Below are 15,916 nucleotides of genomic sequence, written 5' to 3' on the forward strand. Positions count from 1 at the left end.
AAACGCTACGTCGCCCGCGAGCTCTACCGACGCCTCGAAACCCCACCCCAACCACTTGACGCGGCATAGGAGCGTCCTCCCGCCGTCTCGTCGGGGCGGGCGTTCCGCCCGCCCCCTCGCCTCCCGGCGTCCCGCTCCCATCCACCGCAGTTCACAGGAGAACCGTCGTGACCGATCCGACCACCCCGAGGCCGTCCGAAGAGCCGACCGACCAGCAGGCGCGGGAGCCGAACCCGTCGCCGCAGGACTCGCCGGCCGTCACCGCCGTACCGACCCGCGAGGAGACTGTCCCACAGGCCGGGGTCGCGCTCGGGGCCCCCGCCGCGCCGCAGCATTCCCACCGCCGGACCTGGGCCGTCGGCGCCCTCGCCCTCGTCACCGCCCTCGCCGCCGGGGTCGTCATCGGCGCGGCGGCCGGCGACGACACCGACCCGGCTGCCCGCGCGAACAGTTCGACGTCGCCCGCTCCGCGCAGCGCCGCACCGGCCGCGGCGGCGCCGACGACCGCTACCCCCACGACTACCGCGCCGACCAGCGCGGCGCCGTCCCCGACTAAGACGACGCCCCCGCCCAAGCCGAGGCCGCCGTCCTACAAGACGTTGAGCGAGCGGCAGTGGAAGCTCATCGCCAAGAACCCCGACGCGTACGTCGGCCAGACCTACGTGGTGTTCGGCCGGGTCACCCAGTTCGACGCCGCGACGGGTGTCGACACCTTCCGGGCGAACGTCGCGCACCGGCGGATGGCCGACGAGTACGACTACGAGACGAACACGCTCCTCACCGGGTCGGCGGCAGACCTCGACGACCTGGTGGAGGACGACATCTTCCGCGCCAGCATCACCGTGCTCAGCGCCTTCAGCTATGACACCCAGATCGGCGGCGGGACGACGGTGCCGCTGCTCCAGGTCGACTCGATCAAGGTCCTCTGATCCATCTCCCACCCACGAGACGTCAGGAGGCGTCGTGCGTCCCGATGAGTTCCTGCGCGCCCTGGACCTGCTCCCCACTCCCCTGCACGAGCGCGCCGTCGCGCTGCGCGCCTACGCCCGCGTCACCCGCTGCGAGGACTGCCAGCGCATCGGCGACGCCGTGCGGCTGGCCCTCACCGCCGCGCACTACGACGAGGTCGCCTCGGCCCGGCAGCTGCTCGACACGGCGGAGCAGCAGGCCGCCCGGCACGAGGTCCACCGCCCGCAGCCGAACCCCGAACGCGGTCGCGGCCGGGTCGGTCGCTGGGCGGGGACGTCCGCGCCGCTCGTCGCCGCGACCGACGCCAGCTGGAAGGGGCGCGCCGGCGGCATCGGGTACGTCGTCAGCGACGGCCACTACGGCCTGCGCAGCCGGGGCACCGGCCGGCTGGATCCGACGGGCGCGTCGCGCGTACTGATCAACGAGCTGCGGGCGGTCGACTTCCTGCTGTCCGCGTACGACCGGGCGCCGACCGGCATGACCGTGCTGCTGGACAGTCTGGCCGCCCTGCGGTACCTGCACCGTTGGCAGGCCGGCGAGGCCGACGCCATGCCGGTCGGCTACAGCCTGCGCCCGCGCAGTTCGTCGGCTCAGCCGACCCTGGTCCGGCTCGCCGAGCTGGTGGGTCGGCGGCCGGATCTGTCCTTCGCGCACGTCAAGGGACACAGCGGCCACGCGCTCAACGAGGCCGCCGACGGCCTGTCCCACATGGCCCGCCGCCGGCTCGGCGAGTCCTTCGACGTACGCCCTCGGGCGCACGCGCTGGTCGACGCGTTCCTCCGCGACTGGCACACCACCGTCGCCAGCTGACCACGCCGGCTCACTTATCACCCCGGGAGATGATCGTGGTTCTCGATGGCCAGCACAGCGTCGACTCGTACACGGAGGCGTTCCCTTCCTGGGTCGGCCCCGGCCTGATCCTTTGGCAGACCGGCCCACCGGTGACCTTCCGCCTGCCGAGCCACACCCCCTGACCGTCCAGCCCGCTGACCCAGACCAGCCGCACACATCCGGAGACGAGCATGCCGGTCCCCCGTCAGCCGCCCGACCACGCCATCTGGCTCTCCTCGATCACGGTCGCCGGGTTCCGCGCCGTCGGCCCGGAACGCACTCTGCGGATCGACCCCGGCCCCGGCATCACCCTGGTGGTCGGGCGCAACGGCTCGGGCAAGTCGAGCTTCGCGGAGGCCGTCGAGCTGGCGCTGACCGGCGACAGCGCCCGCTGGGCGGAACGCCACATCGACTGGCGTACGGGATGGCGCAACCTGCACTCCCCCGACCCGTGCTGGATCGTGGCGCAGCTGCACGTCGACGGGGAGGCGAAGCCGGTGACGGTGACCCGGTCCTGGCCGCTCGGCGCGACGTTGGCCGACGCGGAGGTCACCGTCGCCAGCGAGCGGGGACGGCACTGGAGCCTGGCGCAGCTGGGGCTGGCCCGCCCGCTGGAGCGGTATCGGCCGTTCCTCACCGCCGCCGAGCTGAGTCGGCTCACCGACGCCAGCCAGCGGGTCCTGCCCTCCGGGTGGGCGCCGGAGAGCCCCTTCCGGTTCGTCGTCGCCGACGACCCGGTGCGGGGCATGGACCCGGCCATGGTGGACGGCGTGGCCCGGGTGCTCGCCGCGTTGGCCGTGCGGCGGCAGATAGTGGTCTTCACCCACGACGTCCGCCTGCCGGAGGCGGTCCACCGGCTCGGCCCAGGCAGGGTCCGGATCGTGGAGGTGAGCCGTGCGCAGCGGTCGGTGGTGACGCTGCGGCCCACCGGCGACCTGTGACGCGCTGCTGGCGGGGAACACCTCGTTGTCGACCTCGAACGGCACTCGGCGGTTCGGCCAACGACCGGCGGGACGGTCGGAGATCGATGGCACTCTTTACGAGCGTGAAATCGGCTGTTACCTTTTCGTAAATCTTGCAGGAACTTGCAAGCACCCGGTTTCGCGTCCCGTCCGGAGATGACCATGCCCGTACCGCCAGCCTCGCGTGCCCGAGCCACCCTCGCCGCCCTGCTCTGCGCCGCGCTGGCCAGCGTCGCCGCGCCCCTGGTCACCGCGCCCGCACCGGCCGTCGCCGGGATCGACTCCCGCACGCTCGGCGCCCGCTACGACAGCGCCGCATCGCGGATCACGTTCCGGGTCCACTCGTCCGCGGCCACCCGGATGACGGTCAATCTCTACGCCGTGCCCACCGGCACCCAGGAGAACGCCAGCTATCTGCTCACCAGGGACACCGTCGGCACGTTCAGCGTCACCGTCGACGTCGCCGCGCTGCGCAGCGCGGGCATCACCGGCACCGTCTACTACGGCTACCGGGCCTGGGGGCCGAACTGGCCGTACCGCACCGGCTGGACGAAGGGTTCCTCGGTCGGGTTCGTCGCCGACGTGGACGCCACCGGCAACCGGTTCAACCCCAACAAGCTCCTGCTCGACCCGTACGCCCGAGAGATCAGCCACGACCCGCTGCGGCCCGGCATGACCTCCTCGACGGTGTACGCCTCCGGCCCGACGCACCGAAACGTCGACAGCGGCCCGCACGCGGCGAAGGGGGTCGTCCTGCCCACGGCCACGCCCGCCTTCGGCACGAAGCCCGGCCGGGCCCTGAAGGACGACCTCGTCTACGAGGTGCACCTGCGCGGGTTGACCCGCAACGACCCGTCGGTGCCGGCCGCCTACCGGGGCACCTACCGGGGCGCGGGGATGAAGGCCGCCTACCTGGCCTCGCTCGGGGTGACCGCGGTGGAGTTCCTGCCGTTGCAGGAGACCCAGAACGACACCAACGACGTCGATCCGACCGGCACCACAGGCGACAACTACTGGGGCTACATGACCCTGAACTACTTCGCCCCGGACCGCCGGTACGCCTACGACCGCTCGCCAGGCGGGCCGACCCGGGAGTTCCAGCAGATGGTGAAGGCGTTCCACGACGCCGGAATCAAGGTGCTCCTCGACGTGGTCTACAACCACACCGGCGAAGGCGGCGTCTACAGCTCCGGCGGGTCGAACGTCTACGACATCGTCTCCTGGCGTGGGCTGGACAACCCCACCTACTACTCGCTCACCGCCGACCGGCAGTCCTCCTGGGACAACACCGGCGTCGGCGGCAACTACAACACCTACAATCCGGTCGCCCAGGACCTGATCGTCGACTCGCTGGCGTACTGGAAGAACACGCTCGGGGTCGACGGCTTCCGGCACGACCTCGCCTCGGTGCTCGGCAACACCTGCCAGCACGGCTGCTTCTCCTACAGCCGCACCGACCCGAACACCGCACTCAACCGGATCACCCGGGAGATGCCGCCCCGATCGGGCGGCGGGGGCACGGGCGTCGACTGGATCGCCGAGCCGTGGGCCCTCGGCGCCGGGACGTACCAGGTGGGGAACTTCCCCGCCGGCTGGTCGGAGTGGAACGGGCAGTACCGGGACACGCTACGCCGCGACCAGAACAAGCTCGGCGTCGCCCCGGTCACCCCGGGGCAGCTCGCCGACCGGTTCGCCGGCTCCTCCGACCTGTACGGCGACGACGGGCGACGGCCGTGGCACTCGGTGAACTTCATGGTCGCCCACGACGGGTTCACCCTGGCCGACCTGTACGCCTGCAACAGCAAGAACAACAACCAGGCGTGGCCGTACGGGCCGTCGGACGGCGGCAGCGACGACAACATCTCCTGGGACCACGGCGGGATCGCCGCCGACCAGCGCCGGGCCGCCCGCAACGGGCACGCCTTCCTGATGCTGTCGGCCGGCACCCCGATGGTCACCGGCGGCGACGAGGTGCTGCGCGGCATCCGCTGCAACAACAACCCGTACAACCTGGACTCGTCGGCGAACTGGCTGGGCTGGAGTCCGACCGCCGAGCAGAGCACCTTCCGCACCTTCGCCTCCCGGCTGGCCGCCTTCCGCCACGCGCACCCGGCGCTACGGCCGGCGAGCTTCTACTCCGCCGCCGACACCAACGGCAACGGGCTTGCCCAGCTGGCCTGGTTCACCCCGGCCGGCATCAGCCCGGACGGCGCGTACTGGGGCAACGCCAACAACCACGCGCTGGGTTGGCGGATCGACGGCACCGAGTTCGGCGACCCGGCCCCGGCGATCTACGTCGGCTACAACGGCTGGTCCGGGGACGTGAACTTCACGCTCCCGTCCCCGGGAGCCGGAAAGAACTGGTACCGGGTCACCGACACCGCCACCTGGGCGGAGGGCGCCAACCAGGTCGCCGTACCGGGTTCGGAGACGCTGCTCGGCGGTCAGGGCACCAACTACCTGCTGCGCGGTCACAGCCTGCTGCTGCTCATCGCCCGCTGACCCAAAAGGCGGTGCGCCGCCGTCGAACTGGGCCCGACGGGCGCGCCTACTCGTCAACCCTCGAAACTCACGCCGAACGGCGTCAGGTCAGGGGGAGTGCGGCCACAGCTTGGATCTCGATGAGCAGGTGCGGGTGGGGTAGTTGGTGCACGGCGACGGTGGTGCGGGTGGGGCCGGTGGCGTCGAAGTACTCGGCCCAGACCTGGTTGTAGCCGCCGAAGTCGTTCATGTTGACGAGGTAGGTGGTGACCTGCACGAGGTCGCTCAGGTCGGCGCCGACTGTCTTCAGCAGATCTTGGATGTTGTCGATGACGGCGCGGGTCTGCGCGCGGATGTCGAGGTTCGTGGTGCCCAGCTCGTCGACGTCGACGCCGGCGAAGGTGTTGTCGGGGCGGCGGCTGGAGGTGCCGGAGACGAAGACGAACCCGCCGGCGACCTTGACGTGCGGGAACGCGCCACGGGGTACGGCCTTGCCGGCGACGACGTGCGCCTGCACGCCCGTGCCGTGGCCTGCGCTCGTGTCCTGGCTCGCGGGCGTGCTGTGGTTCGCGGTCGTGCCCTGGCTCGTGGTCATGCCGACGCTCGCAGGGAGGTGGTGCCGAGGTGGTCGACGACGGCGCGGACGTGGGCGCCGGGTTTCAGGGGCACGGCGGCGGTGGCGGCGCCAGCGAGGAACACCCAGCCCTCGCGCAGCCGCACGCCGTGGCGGCCGGCGAGGCGGATGCCTTCGTCGAGGGCGCGGCGGGGGTCGCCGAGGATCGCGGCGGTGGAGCCGACCTGCGCGACGCGTCCGTCGATCTCCAGCAGCACACCCAGGTTGTTGAGGCCGTCGGGGACCGGTGACCAGGGGCCGATGGTGAAGGCGGCGGCGGAGGTGTTGTCGGCGATCACGTCCGGCAGGGAGAACGTGAAGTTGGCGTAGCGCGAGTCGATGACCTCGATGGCCGGGGCGACCGCGCGTACGGCGTCGGTGAAGTCCCCGACCGGCTCGCCCGGTTCGGGCAGGCGGTCGAGCAGGAACGCCACTTCGGGCTCGACGCGGGGGTGGATGAAGGCGGTGGGGTCGAGGGTGCCGCCGTCGGGGATGCGCATGGTGTCGGTGAGCCGGCCCCAGATGACCTCGTCCACGCCGACCTGCGCCATCTTCGCCTTGCTGGTCAGGCCCATCTTCAACCCGATCAGACGCTCGCCCCGGTCGAGGCGACGCTGGATCAACGCGGTCTGCACCGCGTACGCCGCATCCACGTCCAAGCCCGTCTCGGCAGCCAACTGCGCGATGGCGGTGGCGGTGTCCGCCGCCACGCCGAGGCGCTCGGCGATACCGGCGGTGTCCGGCCCGATCATGATGTCTCCTTGCCGGCGAGGTCCAGTGCCACGTCCACGATCATGTCTTCCTGCCCGCCGACCATGCGGCGGCGGCCCAACTCGACCAGGATCGAGCGCACGTCCACCCCGTACTTGTCCGACGCCCGCTCCGCATGCCGCAGGAAACTCGAATACACCCCCGCATAACCGAGGGACAGGGTTTCCCGGTCGACCTGCACGGGCCGGTCCTGCAACGGCCGCACGATGTCGTCAGCGGCGTCCATCAGCGCGAACACGTCACAACCGTGCTCCCACCCGTGCAACTCCGCGACGGCCACGAACACCTCCAACGGCGCGTTACCCGCCCCCGCACCCTGCCCCGCCAGCGAGGCGTCCACGCGGACCGTCCGCCCGGACGGGGAGCCGAGCGGCCCGTCACCGAGGATCCGGCCGTGTTCCACGGCGACGACGCTGTTGGCGACGCCGAGGGACAGGTTGTGGTGGGCGTGGATACCGATCTGCGTGGTCGGCTCCAACACCTGCCGGTACGCATCCACCCGCTCGGCGACGTCGGACATGAGGAGTCGGCCGCCGGAGTCGGTGACGTAGACGCAGTGCGCCCCGTACGACTCCATCAACTTCGCCTGCCCCGCCAGAGCGGCCGGGTCGTTCATGTGCGACATCATCAGGAACCCGGACACGTCCATGCCGTTCTCCCGCGCCCACGCGATGTGCTGCGCCGAGATGTCCGCCTCCGTGCAATGCGTCGCGATCCGCACACTCGTCACCCCGAGCGCCTTCGCCGCCTTCAGATCCGCGATGGTGCCGATCCCCGGCAGCAGCAACGTCGTCAGCTTCGCGTTCGTCATCACCTCCGCCGCCGCCGAGATCCAGTCCGCGTCACTGGCCGCACCATGGCCGTAGTTGACACTCGACCCCGCCAGCCCGTCACCGTGGGCGACCTCGATCGCCGCCACCCCGGCGGCGTCGAGCGCGGCGGCGATGGTGCGGACCTGCTCCACGGTGTAGCGGTGGGCGACGGCGTGCATGCCGTCGCGCAACGTCACGTCCTGGATGTACAGATCGGTCACGACAGCACCCCCGAGGCGGCCCCGGAACGCACCGCCACCAGCCGCTCCGCCGTACGCAGCGCCGCCGACGTCATGATGTCCAGGTTCCCCGCGTACGCCGGCAGATAATGGCCCGCGCCGGAGACCTCCAGGAACACCGACACCTGCAACCCGCTCAGACGCCGACCCAACGACGGCACATACGCATCCACCCGATCGAACTGCACGTCCTGCTTCAACCGGTACCCCGGCACGTACTCCTGCACCGCCGCCACCATCTGCGCCACCGATGCGGCGATCGCCGCCCGATCGGCGTCGGCGTCCTCACACAGGCAGTAGACGGTGTCGCGCATCAACAACGGCGGATCCGCCGGATTCAACACGATGATCGCCTTACCACGCTGCGCGCCGCCGACCACCTCGATCGCCCGCGCCGTCGTCTCCGTGAACTCGTCGATGTTCGCCCGCGTCCCCGGCCCCGCCGACCTCGACGCGATCGACGCCACGATCTCCCCGTACACCACCGGCGTCACCCGACCCACGGCCGCGACGATCGGCACCGTCGCCTGCCCACCACACGTCACCATGTTCACATTGCGCTCACCCAGGTGCTCGTCCAGGTTCACCGGCGGCACCACATACGGACCGATCGCCGCCGGCGTCAGATCCACCACCAGCCGACCATGCGCCGCCAACACCGCGTCATTGCGCCGGTGCGCGCCCGCCGACGTCGCATCGAACACCAACTCCACATCCGCGAACTCCGGCATCGCCACCAAGCCGTCGACACCCTCGGCGGTCGTCGCCACACCAAACCGGCGCGCCCGCGCCAGACCGTCGGAGTCGGGGTCGATGCCGACCATCGCCACCATCCGCAGCGACTCCGACAACCGCAGCACCTTGATCATCAGATCGGTGCCGATGTTGCCCGACCCGATCACCGCCACACCAACGCTCACGACGCCTCCCCCTCACCGAAGACCGCGACGGTCGCCAGGCCATTCCACGCACGCATCACCGCGAAGACCGCCATCGCGCTCACGACGCCTCCCCCGAGAAGCAGGTACGCACCGAACCCAGCCCCGAGATCCGCGCCTCGTACGCCGCACCCGCTGTCACCGGCACCATCGGACCCAGCGCCCCGGACAGCACCACATCCCCGGCACGCAGCGGATCACCCGAGCGCGCCAACGTCTGCGCCAACCACTGCACCGCATGCAACGGATTACCCAGACACGCCGCGCCCGCCCCCACCGACACCGGCTCACCGGCCTGTTCGAGGACCATGCCGCACAGCCGCAGGTCCACGTCGGCGAGCCGACGCGGCGTGGTACCCAGCACGAACAGGCCACTGGAGGCGTTGTCCGCCACCGTGTCCACGATCGAGATGTCCCACCCCGCCACCCGCGAATCCACGATCTCGATCGCCGGCAACACATGATCGACCGCCCGGATCACATCCGCGCCGGTGATCCGCTCGTCCGGCAGATCCCCACCCAACACGAAGGCGACCTCCGCCTCCACCCGAGGCTGCAACAACCGGTCGATGTCGACCTCAACGCCGTCAGGCACCGCCATGTCATCGAGCAGCACCCCGAAATCGGGCTGGAAGACACCGAAGGACTCCTGCACCGCCCGCGACGTCAACCCGACCTTCGCACCCACCCGCCGGTGACCGCGCTGCAACCACCGCCGCACCTGAAGCTGCTGCACCAGGTACGCCGACGTGACGTCCCCCTCCGGCAGCAACCGCCCCCGCAGCGGCGCACACGGCTTACCGTCGTCCCGCGCCTCGACCAGTTCCCGGGCCGCCGCCTCGTAATCAACGCTCATGTCAGGTCCACGCAGACGTTGGTGAGTTCGGAGTAGAAGTCGAGGGAGTGCACGCCGCCCTCGCGCCCGATCCCGGACGCCTTCACCCCACCGAACGGTGTCCGCAAATCCCGCAGGAACCACGTGTTCACCCACACGATCCCCGCGTCCAACCCCATACCGGCCCGGTGCGCCCGACCCACGTCCCGCGTCCACACCGCCGCCGCCAGCCCGTACTCCGTGCCGTTCGCCAACGCGAACGCCTCATCCTCATCATCGAACGGCGCCACATGAACCACCGGCCCGAAGATCTCCTCACGATTGGTCCGCGCATCCGCAGCGAGCCCCGTCAACACCGTCGGCTGCACATACGCCCCACCGTCACGCGCGTCACCGAAGCCCGGCGTGCCGCCCCCGGTCAGCACCTGCGCGCCCTCACGACGGGCCAGGTCGTAATAGCCCAGCACCTTCTCGCGATGCTGATGCGAGATCAGCGGCATGTTCACCGTCGCCTCGTCCGCGGGCCACCCGAACGACAACTCACCAGCCCGCTGCGCCAACCGCGCCGTGAACTCCTCGAACACCGGCCGCTGCACATAGACCCGCTCCGTGCACAGACACACCTGACCGCCGTTGGTGAAACTCGACCGCACCGAACCGGCCACCGCCGCATCCAGATCCGCGTCCGCGAACACCAACCCCGCGTTCTTGCCACCCAACTCGAACGACACGGCCTTCACACCATCAGCCGCCGCCCGCATGATCGCGCTGCCAGTCGACGACTCACCGGTGAACGTGATCGCGTCGACGTCCGGATGCCGGGTCAAAAACTCCCCCGCCGAATCCGGGCCGAACCCGTGCACCAGGTTGAACACACCCTCCGGCACCCCGGCGGCGGCCATCACCTCCGCCAACAGCGTCGCCGAGGCGGGCGTCTCCTCGCTGGGCTTCACGATCACGGCATTACCGCAGGCAAGGGCCGGAGCGACCTTCCAGGTGAGCAGCAGCAGCGGCAGGTTCCACGGCACGATCACCGCCACCACACCCACCGGCTTACGCACCGCATAATTCAACGCCCGCCCACCGGTCGGGGTGACCGTGGTGAACGACTCCGTCGGCGCGGTCGCCACGATCTCCGCGAACGCACGGAAATTCGCCGCACCACGCGGAATGTCCAACGTCCGCGCCTGCGAAATCGACTTACCCGTATCCGCCACCTCAGCAGTCACCAGATCATCGAAACGACGCTCCAACTCGTCGGCAACCCGACGCAACACCTCCGCGCGCTCGCGCTCGCCCATCCGACCCCACGGCCCCCGCAACGCCCCCCGCGCCGCCGCCACCGCATCGTCCACACACGCCCGATCCGCCTCGGCCACCTCGAACACCGGCTCACCAGTGACCGGACTGCGTTTGACGAACCGCCGCCCACCCTCGACGAACTCACCACCCACGAAGTTGCGCAGGGTCGGCGGGTCGGCGCCCGGGTGGCCGTCGCGCAGACTTACCGGCCAGGATGACTCGGCCATCGTCAGGTGTCCCTTCCGGTTCAGGTGCTGGGTTCGGTCCGCTCGCTGCCGAGGTCGGCGACGAGCGCGACCACGGCGGCGTCCACGGTGGGTTGGCCGGTCACGGCCGCCGCGGCCTCGTCGGTGACGACCAGGACGGTGGTGCCGACGCCGACGTTCAGGGGGTCGACGGCGACGAGGTCGGGCCCGTCGCCGTGCGGGCGGACCAGGACGAGCCGCCTGCCCTGCAACGCCGGCAGGATGCGGTCGGCCCACACCTTGCCGACGACGTCACCGAGCACCATCGGTTTCTCCCCGCAGGCCGGCGATGACCTCGCGGATGCGGGCCGGTTCGGGCGCGTCCAGCAGGGCCGCCGTGGTCGGGTGGGGCTTCGGGTAGACCTGGGAGCTGCGCAGCTCGCCGTGGGCGCGGATGGCGGCCTCCCCGGCGGAGACTGCCTGGCGTACGGCGGCGAGGGTGCCCCGGACGGCGACCGCGAGGTAGCCGCTGGTGACCCGTTCCACGGCCACGCACCGGACGTCGGCGGTCTTGATCATGGCTTCGATTCCCGCCGAGAGGGCCACCAGGCCGCGTGTCTCGACGATTCCGATCGCGATGTCGGAGGACATGGCTGATTCTCCTTACCCGGTTGTCAGTTGCCGACGAGGTCAGGCTCGGCGGCCAACGCGCTCACCGCGTCGCAGGGGCTGGCGAAGACGATCGAGCGCACCGAGCGGCTGCGCACCCGGGCGGTCTCCTCGCCGATGTCCACCGCCTCCTCGACGGTGGCGAGGTCGCCGCGCACGGCGACCGCGACGATGCCGCCGCCGAGGCGTACGACCTTCGTCACCTCGACCTCGGTGGCCTTCACCATCGCGTCGACGGCGTCGAAGATGGGGGTGTAACCCTCGGCTTCGACGAAGCCCACGGCCACGTTTCGCATGTCTGCTCCTTGCTCTGGTTGCGGGTCGGCTTCGGTCAGGGACGCTCGGGCAGGTTCCAGGACAGGACGGCGGCGCCGGTGCCCCAGATCGGGCCGTACGAGTGCAGCTGTGCCGGGCCGCTGGCGGCGCCGGTGCCGGCGGCGAAGGCGAGGGCCCGGAACTGGCTGTCCGCCTGGGCCTGCCGGGCGTAGTCCTCGCGGATCGCGAGCGCCTCGTCGACCTTGCCGGCGGTGAGCAGGTCGAGTACGCGGGTGTTCCACTGGTCGTGCGCGGGTGTGCCGATGTGGTCCTGGCCGGGTTCGATCCACTGCTGGATCAGTCCGGAGGACAGGCCGCTCACCACGACGACGGCGGCGCGTACTCCGGCGTCGCGGGCGGCGGCGGCACCGGCCCGGCCGACGTCGGCGAGGGTGTCGGCGTCGGCGTACAGGTTGCAGGAGACCTGCGCCCAGCGCAGCTTGCGCTCCGGGTCGAGCAGCGCGGAGGTGACGATGGTGCCGGCGTCGATGGGGAAGCCCTCGTAGCGGGTGCGGCGCGCCTGCTTGCCGTCGGCCTGCACCCGGTCGGCCCACCGCTCGCTGAACTCCACGTCGAAGCGCAGGTCGTAGCGGAGCAGGCCGTAGTCGTAGGCGTACCAGTTCTCGTCGACGTGTTCGCCGCGCGGGTTGGGGTCGCACTGGAACTGGTGGCCGAGGACGGTGAACCACTGGGTGGACAGCAGCAGGACGACGTCAGGCTCCAGCCGACGCAGGCGCTCGCCCACGTCGCGGGCGGCCGAGGCCAGTGCCGCCCAGCTCGGTGCGGGTTCCTTCGCGAGCAGGTGGGGCATGCCGGGCAGGAGTGCGCCGGCGACGATTCCGGTCCAGTCAGCCATGGGGGCTCCCCTCGGGCAGCCACTCGACGACGGCGTTGCCGGTGCCGATGATCGTGCCGTAGCCAAGCACGTCTCCGGCGACCTTGGGCCAGCCCATCGCGGCGAGCAGCCAGGTGAGGCTGCCGGCCTTCGTCTCCGACGCGGTCGCCTCGATGTGTTCGGTGATGAGTTCCCGCAGCGGGGCGGTCGGTCCCCGGCGGATCGCTTCGAGCAGCTTCATGTCCCACCGGTACTGGTGGTTGTTGTACGGGTGTTCGCGTTCCATGTCCTCCGGCAGTGCCGGCTCCTCGTGCCAGTGCAGGTGCGACAGGGAGTTGGAGGCGAGCAGCACGGCGCGGCGGCCGGTGGCCTCGACGGCGCGGCGGGTGGCCTCGCCGAGCACCTCCATCTCCTCCAGCGCCGCGTCGGAGTAGAAGTACGGGTTGTTGTTCGCCGACAGGGACACCACGGGGATGTCCCAGGCGGGGTTGGCCAGGTGCAGGGCGCCGATGGTGGCGTAGTCGACGCGTACCCGGGGGTCGCGCATCGCGCGGGTGACGAGGCCGAGGCCGCTGGCCTCCTCGACGATGGCCTCGCCGAGCTCGACGTCGGTGCGGAAGTCGTAGCGGTACCGGAAGAGGTGCGGGAAGATCGGCTCGACGGAGATGCCGCGCGGGTTGGGCGCGCAGTTGACGTGGTGGCCGACCATCGTGATCCAGTGCGGGGCGTGCACGATCAGCACGTCGGGTCGGTGCACCTCCTGGATGCGCTTGCGCAGCCGTTCGTAGGCCCAGCGCAGCGTCTCCCAGCCGCCGGTGGAGCGGGGCTCGTTCTGCGGCGGGTTCTCCGCGTAGATCAGGTGGGGCGGATGTGGGCTGAGGCAGCCGGCGACGATGCCGGCGCGGGCCGGGGCGGCCTGCGGGGCCGGGGCGTTGCCGGCGCCGCCACCGGTGCGGGGCCTGGTGGTCGCCACCGGCACCCGGAAGACCCTGCTCACGACCGCCCCTCCCCGGTGAGGACGCGCACGTACGCGCGGTGCTCGGCGGTGCCGCCGAGGATCTGCATCCCGTCGTCGTCGAGGGCTATCTCGTCGGCGGCGAGCGCGGTGTCGTGCCGCAGCCAGGCCCGCAGTGGTGCCGGGTGCACGCCGTGCAGTTCGACGAGGCTCTCCTCGGCCAGGCCGCTGCCGGGCGCGACGTAGGCCAGCCGGCGCTGGCCGCGCCGGCCGGTGTAGGCGGGCCGGTCGGTGGTGGTGAGGCGCAGCCAGCTCCGCTCGTCGCGCAGCCGCTGCCGCAGGTCGGCGGTGGCGGCGCGGTCTGCCTCGCCGGCGCCGTCGAGGACCACGCCGTAGCGCTGGCGGGCCTCCTCGCCGGTCAGGTAGTCCTGCCGGACGTCCTCGGCGACGGCGTCGGGCGCGCGGTCCAGCGGGTCGCCCCAGCCGCCGCCGCCGGCGGACTCCATGACCAGCACGTCCCCGGCCCGCATGGGGAAGCCGGCGATCTTGCCGGGGGTGTCGAAGTCGACGCGTCGGCCGTCGGCGCGGCGCAGGTGGGTGACCGTCGGCGCGCCCGGGCCGCCGTGGCGCAGCCCGTACGGGGGGACGGTGGTGCGGTCGGTCTGCACCGAGTACGCCCCGCCGCTGGCCAGCAGCCTGGTCTCCCGCCGGCTGCCGAGGCCGCCCCGGTGCGTACCGTCGCCGCAGGAGCCAGCGCGCAGCTCGCAGGCCTCGACCAGGATCGGGATCTCGGTCTCCAGCCGCTCGACGGACTGGATGGTGGAGATGTCGCCGAGGTCGACCGGGTTCATCGCGCTGGGGCCGTCGGATTCGAGGAAGCCGCCGTTGCCGCCGGCCGGGTAGTCGTAGTAGAGGTAGGGCTGGCCGGTGTGCTCGTCCACGCCGCCGATGAGGTTCTGGAAGGTGGTGCCGAACTGGTCGGCGGCGATGAGGTCGGGTGCCACCTGGCTCAACGCGGCCATCACCGCGGAGATGACCCGCTTGCGGACCTCGCTGTGGGCGTTGGCCGGGGCGGGGTAGCTGACGTGCACCACCGTGCCGGGCTCGGTGTGCACCCGCAGGGGCCGGAACGCGCCGTGGTTGACCAGCCCACCGGGGTCGAGGGCGGACTTGACGGCGATGAACACCCCGGCGACGGTCATCGCCCGCGACGAGTTGACCACGGCGGCGACCTGGGTGGAGGAGCCCCGGAAGTCGGCTTCGATCTCGTCGCCGTCGACGGTCAGCCGGCAGCGCACGATCGCGGCGTCGTAGTCGCCGTCGGTGTAGAGGTCGAGGTAGTCCTCGTACCGGTAGGTGCCGTCGGGCAGCGACCGGATCATGTCGCGCAGCCGCTGCTCGGTGCGGTCCATGTTGGCCGCGACGCAGTCGAGGATCAGCCCGGTGCCCCAGCGGTCGACGAGCTCCTTCAGCCGTCTCTGCGCGGTGTGGCACGCGGCGATGCTGGATTCGAGGTCGCCGCGGCGTTCCTCGGCCATCCGGACGTTGGCGAAGAGGATGTCGAAGGCGGCCCGGTTGGGACGGCCCTCCTCGATCAGCTTGATCGGCGGGATCCGCAGCCCCTCCTGGAGGATCTCGGTGGCCTGGCCGGACACGCTGCCGGGGGTCATGCCGCCGATGTCGGCCCAGTGCATCCGGACGCAGGGGAAGAGGAACAGCTGCCCGTCGACGAAGACCGGGCTGATCAGGGTGACGTCGTTGAGGTGGCTGCCGCCCCGGTACGGGTCGTTGACGATGTAGAGGTCTCCGGGGCGCATCTCGGCGGCGAAGTCGGCGAAGATCTCGGCCACCGAGGCGGGCATGGCGATGACGTGTCCCGGCATGTCCCGGCCCTGGGCGACCATCTGCCCGGAGGGGTCGAAGAGTGCGCAGGAGAAGTCCTGGGCGTCGGCGATCACCGGCGAGTGCGCGGTACGGAAGATCGTCTGTCGCATCTCGCGGACGATCGAGATGAGACTCTCGGTGACGACTTCCAGGTCGATCGGATTCACAGTCATGCGGATGCCTCACTGATTTCCGGTGTCGGTCCGTATCTGCCGCCGGAGTGGACCTGGACTGGTCAGGGCGAGTGGACCACCGTGGGTTGAACCACCGTAGAGTGGACCATCATGTGGTCCTAGAGTTATATTATGAAACCTAGCAGC

Annotated in this window: 16 protein-coding genes; 4 read left to right on the top strand and 12 right to left on the bottom strand. The window is 70.9% G+C overall.

Features of this window, described 5'->3' with window-relative positions; genetic code table 11:
- The first annotated feature begins 167 nt into the window (after positions 1 to 167).
- The 4 genes from ACPXCB_RS22700 (at position 168) to ACPXCB_RS22715 (ending at position 5,264) form a co-directional block, all read left to right on the top strand.
- Entirely contained in the window at positions 168 to 929 is a 762-nt protein-coding gene (locus ACPXCB_RS22700; protein ID WP_425877559.1) for a hypothetical protein, read from the top strand.
- A gap of 34 nt (positions 930 to 963) precedes the next feature.
- On the top strand, positions 964 to 1,779 hold the full coding sequence (locus ACPXCB_RS22705) for a ribonuclease HI (protein WP_425877560.1): 816 nt from the start codon (positions 964 to 966) through the stop codon (positions 1,777 to 1,779).
- A gap of 212 nt (positions 1,780 to 1,991) precedes the next feature.
- Positions 1,992 to 2,741, top strand: a complete 750-nt coding sequence (locus ACPXCB_RS22710) for an AAA family ATPase (RefSeq protein WP_425877561.1) — start codon at positions 1,992 to 1,994, stop codon at positions 2,739 to 2,741.
- 177 nt (positions 2,742 to 2,918) lie between these two features.
- Positions 2,919 to 5,264, top strand: coding sequence for a glycogen debranching protein (locus tag ACPXCB_RS22715; protein ID WP_425877562.1), 2,346 nt, complete (start codon positions 2,919 to 2,921; stop codon positions 5,262 to 5,264).
- An 82-nt stretch (positions 5,265 to 5,346) separates the two neighbouring features.
- Here the strand turns inward: ACPXCB_RS22715 and ACPXCB_RS22720 are convergent, their stop codons facing one another.
- From ACPXCB_RS22720 to ACPXCB_RS22775, 12 genes are all read right to left on the bottom strand, one after another.
- Complete coding sequence (locus ACPXCB_RS22720; RefSeq protein WP_425877641.1) at positions 5,347 to 5,760, bottom strand: RidA family protein; 414 nt, start codon at positions 5,758 to 5,760, stop codon at positions 5,347 to 5,349.
- A 74-nt stretch (positions 5,761 to 5,834) separates the two neighbouring features.
- Positions 5,835 to 6,608, bottom strand: a complete 774-nt coding sequence (locus ACPXCB_RS22725; protein ID WP_425877563.1) for a 2-keto-4-pentenoate hydratase — start codon at positions 6,606 to 6,608, stop codon at positions 5,835 to 5,837.
- Positions 6,605 to 7,660, bottom strand: a complete 1,056-nt coding sequence (gene dmpG, locus ACPXCB_RS22730) for a 4-hydroxy-2-oxovalerate aldolase (protein WP_425877564.1) — start codon at positions 7,658 to 7,660, stop codon at positions 6,605 to 6,607. The genes ACPXCB_RS22725 and dmpG overlap by 4 nt, the downstream gene beginning before the upstream one ends.
- The gene (locus ACPXCB_RS22735; protein ID WP_425877565.1) at positions 7,657 to 8,598 is read right to left on the bottom strand and encodes an acetaldehyde dehydrogenase (acetylating); all 942 of its coding nucleotides are present in this window, start codon (positions 8,596 to 8,598) and stop codon (positions 7,657 to 7,659) included. The genes dmpG and ACPXCB_RS22735 overlap by 4 nt, the downstream gene beginning before the upstream one ends.
- A 79-nt stretch (positions 8,599 to 8,677) precedes the next feature.
- A complete protein-coding gene (locus ACPXCB_RS22740) occupies positions 8,678 to 9,472 on the bottom strand; it encodes a 2-keto-4-pentenoate hydratase (protein WP_425877566.1) in 795 nt (264 codons plus the stop codon).
- Positions 9,469 to 10,980 (bottom strand): 2-hydroxymuconic semialdehyde dehydrogenase, encoded by a 1,512-nt coding sequence (locus tag ACPXCB_RS22745; protein ID WP_425877567.1) that lies wholly within the window; start codon positions 10,978 to 10,980, stop codon positions 9,469 to 9,471. The genes ACPXCB_RS22740 and ACPXCB_RS22745 overlap by 4 nt, the downstream gene beginning before the upstream one ends.
- 20 nt (positions 10,981 to 11,000) lie before the next feature.
- Positions 11,001 to 11,264 (bottom strand): EutN/CcmL family microcompartment protein, encoded by a 264-nt coding sequence (locus tag ACPXCB_RS22750; protein ID WP_151454616.1) that lies wholly within the window; start codon positions 11,262 to 11,264, stop codon positions 11,001 to 11,003.
- Positions 11,251 to 11,589, bottom strand: coding sequence for a BMC domain-containing protein (locus tag ACPXCB_RS22755; protein WP_089000517.1), 339 nt, complete (start codon positions 11,587 to 11,589; stop codon positions 11,251 to 11,253). The genes ACPXCB_RS22750 and ACPXCB_RS22755 overlap by 14 nt, the downstream gene beginning before the upstream one ends.
- Before the next feature lie 23 nt (positions 11,590 to 11,612).
- Positions 11,613 to 11,903: a BMC domain-containing protein gene (locus ACPXCB_RS22760; RefSeq protein WP_101409717.1), complete on the bottom strand. Its 291-nt coding sequence runs from the start codon at positions 11,901 to 11,903 to the stop codon at positions 11,613 to 11,615.
- A gap of 35 nt (positions 11,904 to 11,938) precedes the next feature.
- A complete protein-coding gene (locus ACPXCB_RS22765) occupies positions 11,939 to 12,778 on the bottom strand; it encodes a 2-amino-5-chlorophenol 1,6-dioxygenase subunit alpha (RefSeq protein WP_425877568.1) in 840 nt (279 codons plus the stop codon).
- On the bottom strand, positions 12,771 to 13,754 hold the full coding sequence (locus tag ACPXCB_RS22770; RefSeq protein ID WP_132239083.1) for a tRNA U-34 5-methylaminomethyl-2-thiouridine biosynthesis protein: 984 nt from the start codon (positions 13,752 to 13,754) through the stop codon (positions 12,771 to 12,773). The genes ACPXCB_RS22765 and ACPXCB_RS22770 overlap by 8 nt, the downstream gene beginning before the upstream one ends.
- Positions 13,751 to 15,769 (bottom strand): hydantoinase B/oxoprolinase family protein, encoded by a 2,019-nt coding sequence (locus ACPXCB_RS22775; RefSeq protein WP_425877569.1) that lies wholly within the window; start codon positions 15,767 to 15,769, stop codon positions 13,751 to 13,753. Before ACPXCB_RS22775 ends, ACPXCB_RS22770 begins: the two co-directional genes overlap by 4 nt.
- Between the last annotated feature and the right edge of the window lie 147 nt (positions 15,770 to 15,916).

The organism is Micromonospora sp. DT62, assembly GCF_049847285.1.
In the GTDB taxonomy this organism is placed as follows: Bacteria; Actinomycetota; Actinomycetes; order Mycobacteriales; family Micromonosporaceae; genus Micromonospora; species Micromonospora reichwaldensis.

Bases quoted from the DNA above. Each gene is read 5' to 3' on its own strand.
- ACPXCB_RS22755 (WP_089000517.1), bottom strand. From the start codon at position 11,589: ATGTCCTCCGACATCGCGATCGGAATCGTCGAGACACGCGGCCTGGTG.
- ACPXCB_RS22775 (WP_425877569.1), bottom strand. From the start codon at position 15,769: ATGACTGTGAATCCGATCGACCTGGAAGTCGTCACCGAGAGTCTCATC.
- ACPXCB_RS22750 (WP_151454616.1), bottom strand. From the start codon at position 11,264: ATGGTGCTCGGTGACGTCGTCGGCAAGGTGTGGGCCGACCGCATCCTG.
- ACPXCB_RS22765 (WP_425877568.1), bottom strand. From the start codon at position 12,778: ATGGCTGACTGGACCGGAATCGTCGCCGGCGCACTCCTGCCCGGCATG.
- ACPXCB_RS22710 (WP_425877561.1), top strand. From the start codon at position 1,992: ATGCCGGTCCCCCGTCAGCCGCCCGACCACGCCATCTGGCTCTCCTCG.
- ACPXCB_RS22745 (WP_425877567.1), bottom strand. From the start codon at position 10,980: ATGGCCGAGTCATCCTGGCCGGTAAGTCTGCGCGACGGCCACCCGGGC.
- ACPXCB_RS22725 (WP_425877563.1), bottom strand. From the start codon at position 6,608: ATGATCGGGCCGGACACCGCCGGTATCGCCGAGCGCCTCGGCGTGGCG.
- ACPXCB_RS22715 (WP_425877562.1), top strand. From the start codon at position 2,919: ATGACCATGCCCGTACCGCCAGCCTCGCGTGCCCGAGCCACCCTCGCC.
- ACPXCB_RS22740 (WP_425877566.1), bottom strand. From the start codon at position 9,472: ATGAGCGTTGATTACGAGGCGGCGGCCCGGGAACTGGTCGAGGCGCGG.
- ACPXCB_RS22760 (WP_101409717.1), bottom strand. From the start codon at position 11,903: ATGCGAAACGTGGCCGTGGGCTTCGTCGAAGCCGAGGGTTACACCCCC.